Source organism: Pontibacter oryzae (assembly GCF_003576375.1).
GTDB lineage: Bacteria > Bacteroidota > Bacteroidia > Cytophagales > Hymenobacteraceae > Pontibacter > Pontibacter oryzae.
In genome coordinates this window covers 16,871-33,227 of the sequence record NZ_QWGE01000001.1, presented here as the reverse complement: position 1 = coordinate 33,227, position 16,357 = coordinate 16,871, and the positions used below count along the sequence as shown (strand labels likewise).

Sequence of the window (16,357 nt, the reverse complement as noted above, 5' to 3'; positions counted from 1 at the left end):
AGCCATATATTACCCAAACGATCAAACACGAAATTAACCCATGAACGAATCTAGCGCACCGCTGATCACGAATGAGGCTGTGGTGCTGGGCATCCTGCTCGTCATCCTGGCCATCGTATTCCAGACATCTGCCAGCACCAACCGTTACTGGCTCCGCTTTTACAAAGTAGTGCCGTCGGTGCTGCTGTGTTACTTTTTGCCAGCTTTGCTGAATACGTTTAACATTATCTCCGGCGAAACCTCGCAGCTATACTTTGTGGCTTCGCGCTTTTTCCTGCCGGCTTCGCTTATACTTTTAACTTTGAGCATTGATTTTAAATCGCTGCGGATGCTAGGCAGCAAAGCCGTGATCATGTTCTTTGCCGGTACGGTGGGCGTGATGCTGGGTGGGCCGCTGGCGCTCTTCCTGGTAGGCTCAGTGTTCCCGGATGTGCTGTACACGGGCACCGACGAAGTATGGAAAGGGCTATCCACCATCTCAGGCAGCTGGATTGGCGGCGGCGCAAACCAGGCGGCCATGCTCGAAGTGTTTGGCGCAAGCAAGGAAGCCTTCGGGCAAATGATTGCCGTGGATGTGCTTGTAGCCAACGTGTGGATGGGTTTTTTGCTGTATTGGTCGCAGAAGCCTGAGAAAATTGACAAGCTGCTTGGAGCCGACAGCCGCCCGATACGCGAGCTGGAGGAAAGACTGGAAGGCTTGCAGGCTGGCAAACGCATGATCCCGACAGCAACCAGCACCATGATTGTGCTGGGCGTGGCCTTTGGCTTTACAGGATTCTCCCATTTTTTCGCAGATATCATTGCGCCATACTTTGCCGAGAACTACCCGGCCTTAGACGCATACTCTATTACCAGCGGCTTTTTCTGGCTTGTAATTATTGCTACCACAGCAGGGCTCGCACTTTCCTTCACCAAAGCCCGCGAGCTGGAAAGCTACGGAGCATCGCGTTTCGGAACCGTGTTTTTATACTTCCTGGTGGCCACTATCGGTATGAGCATGGACCTGGCAGCTGTGCTGGATAACCCAAAACTATTCTTGGTGGGCGCCTTCTGGATTATGTTCCACATCCTGATCATGTTAGTGGTAGCGCGTATCATCCGGGCGCCGTTCTTTTATGTGGCTGTGGGCAGCCAGGCCAACATCGGTGGGGCGGCCTCTGCTCCTATTGTGGCAGTGGCGTTTAACAAGTACCTGGCTCCCGTGGGCGTGCTGCTGGCTGTTTTGGGCTATGCCGTGGGTACCTATGGAGCCTACCTATGCGGCCTTATGCTGCAAGCCGTCTGGAACATGCTGGCAGGATAGGCTGGAAGTTTAGGAGTTAGAAAGTTAAAGAGTTAGAAAGTTGAGAGGTTAGGAAGTTGGAAAGTTAGGATGTGTGGCTTCTAAACCGATAAGAATAAAATTGAAAAAAACCGGCCCCGGTGGGAGAGATGTTTCTCCTGCCGGGGCCGGTTTGGTTTTGTGTATCTGGAGGTTTGTATTACAGATACTTTTGGTAGAGGTTGTAAAGTATGATTTTGTCTTTGTCGGTAAGTATGGTATCCACCTCGGTTTGGATAAAGTGAAGTTTAAACGCTTTGATGGCTGCTGGCACATCGCGGGTGTCGTAGCCGATGATACGTAGCGCTTCCTTTGGGTTAAACTGCACTGGGATGGTAGAAATGGAATCCAGGGGTTGCAAAATGACTGCAGGCTTTGTGCCGGTGCTGTCCAGCACGGTAATGGGCGCAGCCGGTTGGTAGTATTTCTCAATTAAGCCTTCATCGTACCACAGGCCATAGCCTTGCTCCGCCAGTTTTTTCCAGGGAAAGGTTCGGTTGGGATCGTTTTTGCGGGTGGGGGCAATATCGGAGTGCCCGATAAAATTCGCTGCCGGTATGCCGTGCGTTTTCTTCAACGTGGCCAGCACCTGCAGCAGGCTATTTATTTGCTCGTCGGCAAATGCCTCATACCCATCGTTATCGAGCTCAATCCCGATGGAGGAGGAGTTAAGGTCCGTATTACTACCCCAACGGCTGTTGCCGCCATGCCAGGCCCGCAGGTTGTCGTTTAGCATGTGGTATACTTTGCCGTCGCGCCCGATCACGTAATGCGCGCTCACCTGCGTTTTAGGCATGGTAAAGGTTTTCAGTGTTTGGTCGGTGGAGTGCTGGGCCGTATGGTGAATGACTACATAATTGGGGCGACGCAGGCTGAAGTTGGTCGTTCCTACCCAGTAATCACCTTGCTGCAGCTGCTCCTCGCCAGGATTGGTGGCGGGGGTTGTACGCAGCTGCTTGGCATAGGCTTTTAGCTGTTTTTTGTGCGATTTGTTGGTGCTTGCATAGGGGTTTTTTGTACATCCAAAGAAGCTGGCGCTCGCTAGCATCAGCGCAAAAAAAGCGGTAGAAGTATACTTCATAGTCTGAGGAAGAAGAGTGTTTGGTTTATCATATAAACTTGTTTGAAAAAGCTGATAGATGCAAGTTTCAACACAGAACAAAAGGCATACTGACATATAAATTTTCAGAGAACTTTTCCGAGAGGTTTGATTTTGTCGGGGTTTGGCAATTACCTTTGCAGCATCTTTATGCAAGATTTATAAAGAAGAGGGGAGAGAGCAGGCTCGGAGAACCTCTAGCAACCACGGCCCAAGCCGTAAAGGTGCTAACACCTGCCCAATTTGGGACCTATAAATTTAACCTCATGCTGACAGTACAACCCTTTTCAGTTTTTTCTTTGCTTTCCGCAGCTCGTCCGGGCAATTCCTGGCTAGCTTTGTGTTGCTGTTGTTGAACTGAGCTAATCATCTCCGCCAGCTATTATGTCTGCCTGGCCAATCAAAATTTTACTTTCTTTCATTAAACAGAGCATTCATTGGTGGCTGCGCGTTTCTGCCAGCTATCTATGGACTTTTGCACTATATGCAACATATTCAAAAATCTGGTGGTTGGGCGATGATGCCCTTCCTGGTGTTTGTGCTTACTTTCTTGAGCGCAGGTATACTTTTAAACGACTTTTATGCCTTGCCGGCTCCGGTTGCAGTACTGCTGGGTATTATTTCGGCATTTTTTATACTTCGTGGTGCCACTGCTGCAAAGGTTGATGCGCTTATCCGGGGCTGCGGCGATTCCAAGATTATCACCATGTGCCTGATCTACCTGTTGGCCGGAGCCTTTGCCACCGTAACTAAGGCTGTGGGCGGCGTGGATGCCACCGTTACCCTTGGTCTGAGCGTGCTGCCGGTAAAATATCTGGCCTTGGGCGTTTTTCTGCTGGCAGCGTTCTTATCTACGGCAACAGGTACGTCGGTGGGTGCCATTGTAGCCCTGGGTCCGATTGCTGTGGGGCTTGCCGAGCAGGGCCAAACAAACCTGCCCCTGCTTTTGGGCGCACTTTTAGGCGGAGCGATGTTTGGCGATAACCTTTCTTTTATATCAGACACTACCATTGCCGCCACGCAAACACAAGAATGCAGTATGCGCGATAAATTTCGGGTGAATATTTTGATTGCTGGCCCGGCGGCGCTGGCCACTATAGGCTTGCTGCTTGTTACAGGCTGGAGCACGCCCGAAACCGCAGCCTTGGATTTGCCTGCGCTCGATGCATCGGCCATCTGGCAGATCATACCCTACCTACTCGTGATTGGGTTGGCGATTAGCGGTGTAAACGTGTTTGTGGTGCTCACGGTGGGCACGCTTGCTTCGGGCCTGGTAGGATTGTGGCAAGGGCAACTGGAGCTACTTAGCCTCGGGCGCAGCGTGTACGAAGGATTCACGGGCATGACGGAGATCTTCCTGCTTTCCATGCTTACAGGCGGGCTTGCCCAGATGGTGAGCGAGGCCGGAGGCATCCAGTTTCTGCTGCAGAAAGTAAGCAGGACTACACGCGGTTTCAAGTCGGCGCAGGCAAGTATACTCGCGCTGGTGGGAGGCACCAACACAGCCATTGCTAATAACACCGTTTCAATTGTGGTTACGGGGCAGGTTGTGAAGGAGATTAGCGGCAAGTATAGCATCGACAAACGCAAATCCGCTGCGCTGCTTGATATCTCCTCGTGCATTGTGCAGGGCTTGCTGCCCTATGGCGCCCAGGTGCTCATACTACTAAGCTTTACCAAGGGCCAGCTCAACTTCCTTGATCTTTGGGCCAATGCCTGGTACCTGTACCTGTTGCTACTGTTCAGCCTCTTGGCTGTTTATACGCCTTCCGTGGATCGTTTCTTAGCCAAACAGCCTGAGGCAGCACCAGCCGTAGCCGCCTAACATGCTTTATTCTCACCTTAAACATACCCGCCACTAATCTTACTTTACTAACCTTAACCAAAAAAGGGAGACAAGCTTTGTCTCCCTTTTTTTATTGTTGATCGTGTGTGGCAGCTTTTATAGCTGCGGTTGCTTTCTGGCAGAGGTCAATTGTTGCTTTAGTTCCTCCACGCGGTTAAGCTCGGTTTGCAGCTCGCGCTTTATTTTAAGCTCGCGCTCGCGGGCACTTTTCTTATACTCGTTTAGCTCCAGCTCCATCTCGTCGGAGGCTCTGCGCTTCTCGTTGGCCAGTTGCTTGCTGCTGCGGTGCTGCACCAGCATCACGCCAAGGGCTACAAGCAGGGCAAGTATGATTCCGCTGTTAAGCAGCACATAAAGTTGCTTGGGCACATCTATCCCCAACACCGAAATATGCGTGATGTCGTGCATGCTTTGCTGGATTTCGGCCTCTTTCAGCTCCATGTCCTTTTTCATGCCGGCCAGCTGCTGCTCCTGGGCGGCAACATCCTTGCGGGCTTCCTGCAGCTTTTTGTCTGCTTCAGCCTCAAAGTTCTCCAGCTTCTTATCTTTTGTAGCAACGGTTTCCTGCACGCTTTTCCAGAAAGACTCCAGCGTTGTGATTTTTACAACTTTATAGCCCTGCCAGGTATTTGAGTTGCTCTTTAGGTTCTCGAATTGCTTTTCCAGTTTATTGGTTGCAGGGGCTTTTTCTGCGGCAGTGCCTTGAGCCTGTACGGCGGTAACAGTACACATCAGGGCCAGGGAGAAAAAGAGTGCCTTCATAATGTAATTTTTTTGTTTGTACTTAATTTAGTTTGATGATGCCGGACTTTCTATAGGTGAAGATACACATTTATACCTTTTTTAGTGTAGAAACCCTAAAGGGTTAACCTGTTAAAAGATATATTATTGTAAAAGCCTGAATAAAATTTAAGAACCGCAACTTTAGACCAAACAGAAGTATGGCAAAAGCTAGTTCATAGTGGGGAAAAGTTCCACACTGAACCAGCCTGTATCGCTAAGCTATACTTATTAATGCAGCACCAGAGCCGCAATGGCAAAAATGTCAATCACCCACAGGGCAATGCTAATTTCGTGCTTCTTGCCTGTAACCAGCTTCAGGGCCGTCCAACTTAAAAATCCCCAGATAATGCCCTGCGTAATAGAGTAGGTGAAAGGAATCAGTACCATTGCCAGGAAAGCCGGAATGGCATCATCCATTTTAAACCAATCGATTTTGGTGACAGGCCGCACCATAAAAGCGCCAACAAGTACCAGCGCGGGAGCAGTGGCAATGGCCGGAACCATAGATAGCAGCGGCGCCAGAAAAAGAAATGGCAGGAAAAGCAAGCCACCCACCACGGCAGTGAGCCCGGTTCTGCCACCAGCCTCAATACCTACCGCCGATTCGATGTATGCTGTGCCGGGGCTGGAGCCAGCCAGGCCGGCAAGGGTGGTGGCTACGGCATCGGTTGTAAGGGAGCGCTTTACGTTATGCGGCTCGCCATGCTCATCCAGCAGGTTTGCAGCCTCTGCTAAGCCCACAAACGTGGAAAGGCTATCAAACATATCTGTAAAAACAAAGGCAAAGATCACGGGCACAATGGAGAGCTTGAGCGAGTTTACCAGGTCCAGTTGCAGGATCAGACTGAAATCCGGGGCAGCCACCATCCCTTGCCAGCTTATGAGTGGTTCCATGTCGGTGGCCCACCAACGGCCGATAGGGTAACTGGCCAATGTAGTAAATATAATCCCGATCAAGATACCGCCCTTTACATTACGCACCACCATAACCGCGGTTAGCAGCAAGCCAGCCAAAAACGTGAGCAGTGCCGGATTCATAGGGCTGATACCGATTATCGTGGCTGGGTTGGCTACAATAAACTTGGCGTTGGCAAACCCTATGAGCGTGATAAAAAGCCCGATGCCTGCGGCGATGGCATACCGAAGCGGTTTAGGGATAGCTTTAACAATAAGGGTACGCACATTAAACACCGACAAAACCAGGAACACAATACCCGACCAGAATACGGCCCCTAAGGCTACCTGCCACGGCACCTGCATGCCCAGTACCGCCGAATAGGTGAAGAAGGCATTCAGACCCATACCTGGTGCCACCAAAATCGGGTTGCGGGCATAAAAGCCCATCATTAAGCTACTAAAAAAAGAAACGAGCACCGTTGCTGTCAGCACACCAGAAAATGGCATGCCCGCCTGGCTTAGTATGGTTGGGTTTACAACAATGATGTATGCCGTTGCCAAAAACGACGAGACACCCGCCAGCACCTCCGTTTTAAAATTGGTGTTGTGCCGCTTCAGGTGGAAGTATGACTCCATAAATAGTTGATTGATGTTTTTGTTTTTCCGGTTGCAGAGGCATCCGAAGAGAAGCCCCAAAATTAACAAATTCCTCTGAGTTGAAATCTCCGAAATCATACTTTGGCAAAAGATTGCCTTCTTCGGAGGGTAAATCAGGCTGTTAATTTGGGTAGAAAAGCTGCTTATTGGGCACTGTAAAAGTAAAACAGCCGCAGCTACTCCGGGTGCGGAACTACTGCGGCTGTTTCAAAAATATGTTTGCTTTTCGGCTTATCCGTAAATCTCGTTCAGGAGGCCTGCCAAACGGATACCAGCTTGTAGCAAGCGTTGCTCTACCAGGTCGTAGTTGTCGTACGCGTAACGGTAGCTGAGTTTCTTATCCTCTGGCATATCGTAAACTTGTTGGCGATAACTGATAGATTCCTTTGCCCAGTCGCGCACGCCGGCTGCCTGCCACTCCTTTAACTGTTCTTTGCTAGGCTCGCCCAGGAAGCGCACAATTTCTGTAAAGCTTAGGCTTTTGCTGTCTATCATGTCGCTGTCCCAAACACGGTGCAGGTTAGATGGCTGGTAAAACCACTGCACTTTCACGGCGTTTCCGCCCAGGTCTTCGCCTCCGCCCACATGCAGTGGCTGATGAATGTCGCCAACTAGGTGGATCAGGTACTTCAGGCCCTCTGTCTCCTGGGCCTTGTCCAACTTGCCAGATTTAAGCGCAGCTGTAATTTCCTCTATTTTGGCGATGATGTCTCCGTTCTCGTTCTTTTCGGCTTGCTCATACGTTTGGCCATCAGGCACAGTAACCCAATGCCAATCGTGCGTATGGTCATAGGCGTGGTCGCTTTTAATATCGTCCATCCATACAGAAACCTCTGCTAAGGTGTTATCCTCTAACAGTTTCATAATTTTCTTTTTTGCCTTTTTGCTCAGGTGCTGCTCAGCTACAAGTCCTACAGCGCGGTGCCCGTTTTGGCCCCATGCAAATGCATGGCTAACCAGTAACAGGCTCAGAAAGAAAATACTTGCTATTCGTTTCATGGTTTTACTCGAGGGGTTGATTATTACAAACACAAAACAACAAAATTTATACTTAACTGTAGTAGGTTAAATCTGTTTTTAATCCTGTGTTACGCAAAATGAGCTCTTCAGCGGAAACCCAGACAGCTATTTGAGTTTATTTTAACAGTTGGATTTCCTATTTTAGCAAAAAAGAATCGACAACATGAATAATGTATATGAAGGAAAGGTGATGTGGTCTCACCTGGATGCGAACATGCACATGCGCCACTCCGCTTACGCTGATTTTGCAGCGCAGGCCAGAATTGTAGTGTTGGACAGGTTAGGACTTGATTTAAAAGCCTTTCAGCACCTGAGAATTGGGCCTATACTTTTCAGAGAGGAGCTAGTTTACCTGCGCGAAGTAGGTATTAATGAACATCTTAAAGTTACCGTTGAGTTAACTAAGAGCAGGCCCGATGGCTCACGCTGGTCTATACGGCATGAGGTTTTCCGGGAAGACGGCGTAAAAGCGGCAGTTATAAACGTAGATGGCGCCTGGCTGGACCTGGGCAAACGCAAACTCACAGGCCTTACCGATGAGCTGGTAGAACAGTTTAACAGGCTTAACAGAAGCGAGGATTACGAGGAGATTTAAGTTATTAGAGCTTAATTAAGATGAGCGTGTGAGGCTTGGTACATTCGCTTCACACGCTCATCTTTAATCTTTATTTTTTCGCTTCTTACGTTCCTTCCGGCGCTTTTTCAGGTTCTCCTTCCATTGCTCATAGGTCTGTACGGCCTTGTTGGTGACGTGGTCCAGTACGCGCTCCAAGAAGTTTTCCTGAGGTGGCTCAGCCCGATACGATTCGCAGTTAAGGGCTTGCTGCAACCTGGCAGGCAGCGGGTCGAATTGACTGTTGTAATATCCTTTGTAAGCCGGGTCTATCGCAATGCGGCGTATATAATCTCCCCAAATGGGTAAGGCAGTATGCGCGCCCTGGCCAAGCGCCAAGGTCCGGAACCGCACCTGCGGACTTTCGCCACCTACCCAGACGCCGGTAACCAACTGTGGGGTTATGCCTATGAACCAGCCATCGGCGTGCTTCTGCGTGGTGCCTGTTTTTCCGGCAATATCCATTTTAAGCCCGAACTGAGAGCGCAGCTTTGCCGCGCTGCCTTCTTCCACCACGCCCTGCATTAAGTGCAGCATAATGGTGGCGGTTTCTTCCGAGATTACTTTCTTCTCGCCGTCGCCGGGGCGGTGCTCCCGCAATGCCCTGCCTTCACGGTCAGTTATTTTCAGGATGTAAACGGGCTCTACCTGGTAGCCTCCGTTTGCGAAAGTAGTATAGGCCGTAACCATTTCCTGCAGTGAGAGGTCAGCGGTACCCAGCGCCAAAGAAGGCACTTCCGGTAAGCGGGATTGTATTCCCAGCCGATGTGCCATGGCAACCGTTTTGTTGACCCCGGCCTTCATAATAAGCTGCGCCGAAACGGTGTTTACCGAATGGGCCAGCGCACCACGCATGGTATATTCCCCGCCATACTTCTCATCGGCGTTGCGCGGCGACCAGTTGTCATACTCCGGGTAAGTGACGCGCTCGTTGGCAAAGTAATCGCAGGGCTTCAGGCCTTGCTCCAGGGCGGCAGCGTACACAATAGGTTTAAACGTAGAGCCCACCTGCCGCTTTGCCCGCACATGGTCATACTTAAACACGTGGTGGTTGATGCCGCCTACCCAGGCACGCACGTATCCTGTTTGGGGCTCAACAGAGAACAGACCGGTGTTCAGAAACCGTTGGTAATAGGCTACAGAGTCCAGCGGGCTCATTGTTTTCTTATCCTGGCCGTTATAGCCATAAATCAGCATCGGGACCGGCTCCCGGAAAGCTGCAGAAATGTCAGCCTCAGATTTGCCGGCGTCTTTCATCTTGCGGTAACGGTCGGAGCGTTGCATGGCCACTTGCAGCACCTCGGCGTTTTTCCCCCAGGGAGAGCGGCCGCGCCAATGCGTATCGAACTGCTTCTGCAGCTGTGCCATTTGCTTCTTTACAGCGGCTTCGGCGTGGCGCTGCATGCCGGCATCGAGGGTAGTATAAATCTTCAGCCCGTCGGTGTACAGGTTATAAGGCTCCCCGTTTTTCTTACGTTTGCTTGCTGCCCATTCCACGAGCTCCTGCCGCAGGTGCTCCCTAAAGTAAGGCGCCATGCCATCGTTGTGCGTGGTGTAGTTGTACTTCAGCGTTAACGGGAGCTTTTGCAAGGAGTCAGCCTGTGCTGTGGTAAGATAGTTATACTTTGCCATCTGGGCCAGCACCACGTTGCGGCGGCGCTTGGAGCGTTCCAAATCCAGGCGTGGGTTATAGGTTGTGGTAGCTTTAAGCATGCCGATAAGCACAGCAGCTTCTTCGGTTTTAAGTGAGCCTGCCGGGGTATTGAAAAAGCGTTGTGCGGCGCGCTCAATGCCATACAGGTTGCCACCCATCGGCACGGTGTTCAGATACAGCTCCAGAATCTCTTCTTTGGTGTAGATAGCCTCTAGCTTTCGGGCAATAATCATCTCGCGCAACTTGTTCACAGGCATGTCCCAGATCCAGTAATCCTTGCGCGGGTATAGGTTTTTTACCAACTGCTGGCTCAGCGTGCTTCCGCCGCCGGAGCTTTCGTTTTGCAACAACAAAGACTTTACAAAGACGCGCCCAAGGCTGCGTGCATCCACGCCGCTATGCTCGTAAAAACGTGCATCCTCGGTGGCAATCAAGGCGTGAATCGCGGCAGGGGAGATGTTCTCATACTTCACGTTGGTGCGGTCCTGTATGTAGTAACGGCCTAAAAGGACGCCGTCGGCTGAGTAAACCTCCGAGGCCGTGTTGTTATGCACCGATTTTAGCTCGCGTGTAGAAGGCATGCCTCCCAGGAAACCAGCATAAACGGCAAAGTAAAAGAGCACCAGCAGGAGCAGGCCAAAAAGGGAGAGCTTCAGAAAAATGCGAAACAGGAACCGGTAGTCTGACTGCCTGCGGCTCTCCTGCCATTCCGCCCTTTTTTGCCTCCAGTACAGGCGAGTAAACTTCGGTTTTACACTCTGCCAGAAGGCAGAAAACTCTCCGTGCACTAGCCGCACGAAGGGCGCCATAATCTTGGTAAGTATAAATTTAAGGATCTTAGTAAGCGTGTGCTTCATGTTTTAACCGGTACGGGTGTGCTATGGCAACTCATAAGGCTGCGAAAATGCAAACGTATGTTAGCGCAATTTTGGTGCAACCGAAGAATGTTAGCAAACATTGCGCCAAGCCAAACACAAAGCATGGCTTCTGCAAAATTGAATAAAATACCATACCTTTGCATGCATGTCAGGCAGCAAGATCATATTCCGGAATTGGCTAAGATACCCATTTATGTGGGTGATGCTCCTATGGTCGCTTACGATGCCTGGCCATGAGGTAATGGTATACGATTATTTCGTAAAGGGCTCCGTAAACAATACCTTGCTACGCTTAACTGCCACGCAGGGCGAGGAAGAAACTGTAAAGCCCGAGTCGGTGGAGGCATATGACTTTGCTGAAAACGCTCCGGTTTTAACTATTAAGCAGCTAGTTTTCATCACCAAACTGGTAGTACTTCCTGCCTTGATCTTACTGGCTGCCAAGGCTGCCCCAATTTACGTATCCACCGATTGGGCACCTGGATTACTATGTAAAACCCTTCCATTCTCGGTGCTTCCTAATGCACCGTAATCGCCTTTATATTCTCAACTTAGCCACTATTGTCGGCGCTTTTCTTTCGCTGAATCCTCAGCAATTCCATTAATTTTCTCCGGCTACTCTCTATAAAAGGGCTGCCTTTGTATTTATATACATCATGGTTAATATTTCATTAATAATATCAGTACTTTCAATAGTAGGTTTGGTAACAGGGGTGATATCCCCGAAAAGGGCGCTTTGGTGGTTGCCGGGTAAATGTACCCGCTTTACCGTGCTACGCATTTATTTAATGGCCCTAATACTTTCCTTCGTAGTATATGCAGTATTAAAGTAGTGTTGCATCACCTTAAATTTAATACATGGGCTATAGTGTAGAAAATATTCTTTTAGGCATCGCCATACTTTTGTTTCTTAGTATTTTAGTGAGCAAAGGCTTTGGCAGGCTAGGTATTCCTGCACTGGTGCTGTTTCTGGGCGTGGGTATGCTTGCGGGCTCCGATGGGCTGGGAGGGATTTACTTTGATGATGCTGCCACGGCACAGTCGTTGGGGACAGTCTGCCTGATGCTGATACTTTTCTCGGGGGGGCTAGATACGAACTGGACTACCGCCCGGCCGGTGCTCTGGCGAAGCTTAAGCCTATCTACTGCGGGTGTTCTGATTACCGCAGTGCTTGTCGGGTACTTTGCGCATTGGATACTGGGCTTTTCGCTGTTGGAGGGTATACTGCTTGGCGCCATTGTTTCGTCTACGGATGCAGCGGCAGTTTTTTCTATACTTCGGATGGGTAATATTGGCCTGAAAAACAGGCTGCGCCCAACACTGGAGCTAGAGTCGGGTAGCAACGACCCAATGGCTTATTTCCTTACCGTCAGTTTTACGTTTCTGCTCACTAACCCTGAAGGCAGTATCTGGCAACTCGTGCCTATGTTTTTACTGCAGATGAGTTTGGGTGCAGCCGTTGGCCTGGGCATGGGCTATACAATAGCAGCAATAATTAACCGTATCAAGCTGTCGCAGGAAGGGCTATACCCTGCGCTTACAATCGCTATGGTCTTGTTTAGCTATGCCTTCACCAGCCTGGTGGGTGGCAATGGCTTTCTGGCCGTCTATATAGCAGCGGTTATACTTGGCAACCGGAATTTTATACATAAGCGCAGCCTTACACGGTTTTACGATGGCGTGGCTTGGTTGGCGCAAATACTTTTGTTCCTAACGCTGGGGCTGCTGGTTTTTCCTTCTCAAACAATACCGGTGTTGGGAGCCGGGCTGCTCGTGTCTTTGTTCCTGATCTTCGTTGCCCGGCCGATAAGTGTATTTCTTTGCTTATACTTCTTTAAAACAGAGTTACGGGATAAGATTTTTGTTTCCTGGGTGGGCTTGCGCGGGGCAGTGCCTATTGTGTTTGCAACGTTTCCGCTGTTGGCTGGCATCGAGAAATCAGGGATGATCTTTAATATCGTTTTCTTTATTGTGCTTACCTCGGCCTTGCTGCAAGGTACCACGCTGCAGCTTGTGGCGCGCTGGCTAGGCCTGAGCGAGAATGACGACACCCCAAAACGCATCCAACTTGGTGAAGACCTGGGTTACAATACCCAAAACGAACTTGTGGAGCTGAAGCTCCCGAAAGGCAGTGCTGCAATTGGAAGACCTTTGGTTGACCTACAGCTGCCAAAATCGTCCTTAATCGTGCTGATAGACCGTGGAGGTAAGTTTGTAACTCCTACAGGTTCAACCATGCTGGCGGAAAATGATAAATTGATGGTGATGGTGGAGCAGGAAGCAGAAATAGCTGCCGTACGCAAGGTGCTACTCTAGCAAAGCCTTTTTCATGCGTAGCCACATTTTAATCGCATTTCCTGAAGCACGATTTAAGGCCGATTAGCGTTGACCAAGTATGAAGTATTTTGTAAAGCCAGGTTCAATTGTTCGGGAGATTTGGGGTAAGAGCGACACCATCCTGTTTATTTTTGCGGGAGCCTCGGCAGAGTTCGCGCTCAACAAAGCAGTGGATTGGCTATACTTTACAGGCCGGTTGCCGGCAGACCCCTTGGGCAGGCTTTTTTCTACAGTGGCTTATGCGCGCCGGATTGTTTTCTCCGAGGAGGCGGATGCTTATCGGGCAATTGACAGTATGGCGGCCATCCATGCAGGCGTAGAGGCAAAGCGCGGCACCTCCATCCCTGACTGGGCCTACCGTGATGTGCTTTTTATGCTGATCGATTACTCTATACGATCGTATGAGCTGCTGGAGCGCCGACTTACGTTGGAAGAGCGTGCAGAGGTTTTCCAAATTTTTAACCGCGTTGGTACCCGCATGGGCATAGCGGGCTTACCGGATTCGCTGGCCACGTGGGAAGCAGACCGGGCGCAGCACTTGCTACAGAACCTGGAGCAATCTCCTTATACTTCTGACTTGTACAGGCAATACCGCAAGCACCTGGGATGGGTACGATACTGGCTTTTGCTTCAGGCGCAGGTGCTTGTTGTTCCTCGGCGTGTGCATTTGCTTTTAAAACTACAGCGGCTGCAGCTTCTAAGACCTGTGCTGGCGCTGTATAAGTTCTTCCGTAAGTTTAAAGCCGAGTGGCTGCTTAAAGAGCTCATACTTCCTCCAGCCTATAAATCCGAAATTAAGGAACTGGATAGTTTCCCGAGGTTCGCCCATCCAAAGTACTAAGATGCAAATTACTAACGCTGCCAAGAGTCTTGTCAAACAGAAGGCTGTGTTTGGTTTGTTATGTTAAGTATGTAGGCTTCCATATTTTTTACAGTGTAGTTCTGACGTATAATCTGGTAACAAAACATATTACGGTTGCCAGGCCAACTATTTCTTAGGTTAAAAGTATAACTGTTCTACTACAGAAAGGTAGGCGTATGTGAGGCTGTAGTATCTCGGAAATCAGGGTTCTACACATCTCATGCAAACCGAGTCAGTTTTAATTTAACCACCTACATGAAGAAAATAGAGAATTACCCAGGGAACCCGTACCCATTGGGCTCGACCTGGGATGGAGAGGGAGTAAACTTTGCCCTTTTCTCTGAGAATGCCACTGGCGTGGAGCTTTGTCTGTTTGATGCCGAGGATGATAAGCAGGAGACTCATAGAATAAGTATGACTGAGCGCACGCATCAGGTTTGGCATGCATACGTGCCGGGCATTAAGCCTGGTCAGTTGTATGGTTACCGGGTGCATGGCCCCTATGAGCCCTCTTGCGGGCACCGCTTTAACCCATATAAATTACTCCTCGACCCTTATGCCAAAGCTATCTCCGGAACTATAGAGTGGCACGATGCACTATTTGGCTACAAAATGGGGCACCCTGACGAAGACTTAAGCTTTAGCAAACAAGACAGCGCTCCTTACATTCCAAAGTCAGTGGTAATAGACCCTAGCTTTGACTGGGAGGGGGATCGGTCGCCGAATGTGCCTTATCATAAAACCATCATCTATGAGACGCATGTAAAGGGTTTCACCAAAATGCACCCGGAAATACCTGAGGGAATTCGGGGGACATACGCAGCGCTGGCACATCCTGTCACTATCAAATATTTGCAGGATTTGGGGATAACGGCTATTGAACTTATGCCGATCCACCATTTCATAACTGACCGCCACCTTGCAGACCGTAACCTAACCAATTATTGGGGCTACAATACCATCGGTTTCTTTGCGCCAGACGTGCGCTACTCCAGCAGCGGTACACGCGGCGAACAGGTGGTAGAGTTTAAAAAAATGGTGAAGGCGCTGCACCAGGCTGGTATCGAGGTTATACTTGACGTAGTTTATAACCATACGGCAGAAGGGAACCACATGGGGCCGACCTTATCGTTTCGGGGGGTAGATAATGCCGCCTATTATCGCCTGACCGATGATAAGCGCTTTTACATGGATTATACGGGCACAGGCAATACGCTTAATGCCAACCTGCCTAACGTGCTGCGGCTTATCATGGACAGTTTGCGCTACTGGATACTAGAGATGCACGTGGATGGCTTCCGGTTTGACCTGGCCGCTACTTTGGCGCGTGAGCTTCACGAAGTTGACCGGCTGAGCGCATTTTTCGACATCATTCACCAGGACCCGGTCATCTCGCAGGTTAAGCTTATCGCCGAGCCTTGGGACGTAGGGGAAGGTGGCTACCATGTAGGTAATTTCCCGCCAGGCTGGGCCGAGTGGAATGGCAAATACCGTGACTGTATCAGGGACTACTGGCGCGGAGCGGATAGCATGCTGGCTGAGTTTGCAGAGCGCTTTACAGGCAGTTCGGACCTTTATCGGGATGATTACCGAAGCCCAACGGCTAGTATAAATTTCGTGACGGCGCATGACGGCTTCACACTCCGTGACTTGGTGAGCTACAATAACAAGCACAACGATGCCAATGCAGAAGATAACCGCGATGGCGAGAGCCATAACCGATCATGGAACTGCGGCGAAGAAGGTCCGACAGAGAATGCAGAAGTGAATACACTAAGAGCCCGCCAGCAACGTAATTTCCTGACAACGCTGATGCTAAGCCAGGGGGTGCCCATGCTGGTAGCCGGTGATGAGTTTGGACGTACCCAGCGAGGCAACAACAATGCTTATTGCCAAGACAACGAAATCTCATGGCTGAATTGGAACCAAGCTGATACCGAATTGCTGGACTTTACGCGCAAGCTCATAAACTTTTGCAGAAAGCACCCTGTGTTCAACCGCCGCCGCTGGTTCCAGGGTGAGCCTATTAAAGGGGCTAAAGTGAAAGACATTGCCTGGTTCTTGCCGGAAGGCACTGAAATGAACGATGAGAACTGGAACCATGATTTTGCGAAATCTCTGGCTGTGTTTATGAGTGGACATGGCCTGCATGCCAAAGGCGCGAAGGGAGAGCAAATCCTGGACGATAGTTTTTACGTGATTTTTAATGCACACTATGAGTCGCTGAATTACAGGCTGCCACCCGTGAAATATGGTAAAACCTGGATAAAAGTGTTAGATACTGCAGCAAACTTAATGGATGAGGAAGGCGAAGTGTTTGAAGCTAAGGCAACGCTAGAAGTTGCTGCCCGTTCCGTGGTTGTGTTGCACCAACCGCTAGAATAGAATAA

General features: G+C 49.9%; 12 protein-coding genes and 1 riboswitch. Of the genes, 7 read left to right on the top strand and 5 right to left on the bottom strand.

The features are described 5' to 3' along the window. Positions 1-40 precede the first annotated feature (40 nt). A complete protein-coding gene (locus tag D1627_RS00125; protein WP_119430205.1) occupies positions 41-1,303 on the top strand; it encodes a DUF819 family protein in 1,263 nt (420 codons plus the stop codon). 178 nt (positions 1,304-1,481) lie between these two features. Here D1627_RS00125 and D1627_RS00120 read toward each other — a convergent pair whose 3' ends face one another. Next, positions 1,482-2,402: an N-acetylmuramoyl-L-alanine amidase gene (locus D1627_RS00120; RefSeq protein WP_119430204.1), complete on the bottom strand. Its 921-nt coding sequence runs from the start codon at positions 2,400-2,402 to the stop codon at positions 1,482-1,484. Between the two features lie 174 nt (positions 2,403-2,576). Beyond that, a riboswitch (SAM riboswitch) is annotated at positions 2,577-2,679 on the top strand. Positions 2,680-2,904: 225 nt separating this feature from the next. On the opposite strand from D1627_RS00120, the gene D1627_RS00115 reads away from it, so the two are divergent. Beyond that, on the top strand, positions 2,905-4,245 hold the full coding sequence (locus tag D1627_RS00115) for a Na+/H+ antiporter NhaC family protein (RefSeq protein WP_119430203.1): 1,341 nt from the start codon (positions 2,905-2,907) through the stop codon (positions 4,243-4,245). A gap of 117 nt (positions 4,246-4,362) precedes the next feature. Here the strand turns inward: D1627_RS00115 and D1627_RS00110 are convergent, their stop codons facing one another. From D1627_RS00110 to D1627_RS00100, 3 genes are all read right to left on the bottom strand, one after another. Next, positions 4,363-5,028 (bottom strand): hypothetical protein, encoded by a 666-nt coding sequence (locus tag D1627_RS00110; protein ID WP_119430202.1) that lies wholly within the window; start codon positions 5,026-5,028, stop codon positions 4,363-4,365. A gap of 249 nt (positions 5,029-5,277) precedes the next feature. Beyond that, a complete protein-coding gene (locus D1627_RS00105; protein WP_119430201.1) occupies positions 5,278-6,582 on the bottom strand; it encodes an NCS2 family permease in 1,305 nt (434 codons plus the stop codon). Positions 6,583-6,834: 252 nt separating this feature from the next. Then, positions 6,835-7,602, bottom strand: a complete 768-nt coding sequence (locus tag D1627_RS00100; protein WP_119431043.1) for a S1/P1 nuclease — start codon at positions 7,600-7,602, stop codon at positions 6,835-6,837. A gap of 184 nt (positions 7,603-7,786) precedes the next feature. Between D1627_RS00100 and D1627_RS00095 the strand changes: the two genes are divergently transcribed. Continuing rightward, on the top strand, positions 7,787-8,218 hold the full coding sequence (locus D1627_RS00095; protein ID WP_233555449.1) for an acyl-CoA thioesterase: 432 nt from the start codon (positions 7,787-7,789) through the stop codon (positions 8,216-8,218). A gap of 63 nt (positions 8,219-8,281) precedes the next feature. Here the strand turns inward: D1627_RS00095 and D1627_RS00090 are convergent, their stop codons facing one another. Then, complete coding sequence (locus D1627_RS00090) at positions 8,282-10,747, bottom strand: penicillin-binding protein 1A (RefSeq protein ID WP_119430200.1); 2,466 nt, start codon at positions 10,745-10,747, stop codon at positions 8,282-8,284. A 166-nt stretch (positions 10,748-10,913) separates the two neighbouring features. Between D1627_RS00090 and D1627_RS00085 the strand changes: the two genes are divergently transcribed. The 4 genes from D1627_RS00085 to glgX all read left to right on the top strand — a co-directional run bounded on the left by D1627_RS00085 (position 10,914) and on the right by glgX (position 16,352). Next, entirely contained in the window at positions 10,914-11,300 is a 387-nt protein-coding gene (locus D1627_RS00085; RefSeq protein ID WP_147383144.1) for a hypothetical protein, read from the top strand. A gap of 326 nt (positions 11,301-11,626) precedes the next feature. Then, the gene (locus tag D1627_RS00080; RefSeq protein ID WP_119430198.1) at positions 11,627-13,084 is read left to right on the top strand and encodes a potassium/proton antiporter; all 1,458 of its coding nucleotides are present in this window, start codon (positions 11,627-11,629) and stop codon (positions 13,082-13,084) included. Between the two features lie 79 nt (positions 13,085-13,163). Next, entirely contained in the window at positions 13,164-13,946 is a 783-nt protein-coding gene (locus D1627_RS00075) for an oxygenase MpaB family protein (protein ID WP_119430197.1), read from the top strand. A gap of 276 nt (positions 13,947-14,222) precedes the next feature. Next, positions 14,223-16,352 (top strand): glycogen debranching protein GlgX, encoded by a 2,130-nt coding sequence (gene glgX, locus D1627_RS00070; protein WP_119430196.1) that lies wholly within the window; start codon positions 14,223-14,225, stop codon positions 16,350-16,352. Positions 16,353-16,357: the final 5 nt, after the last annotated feature.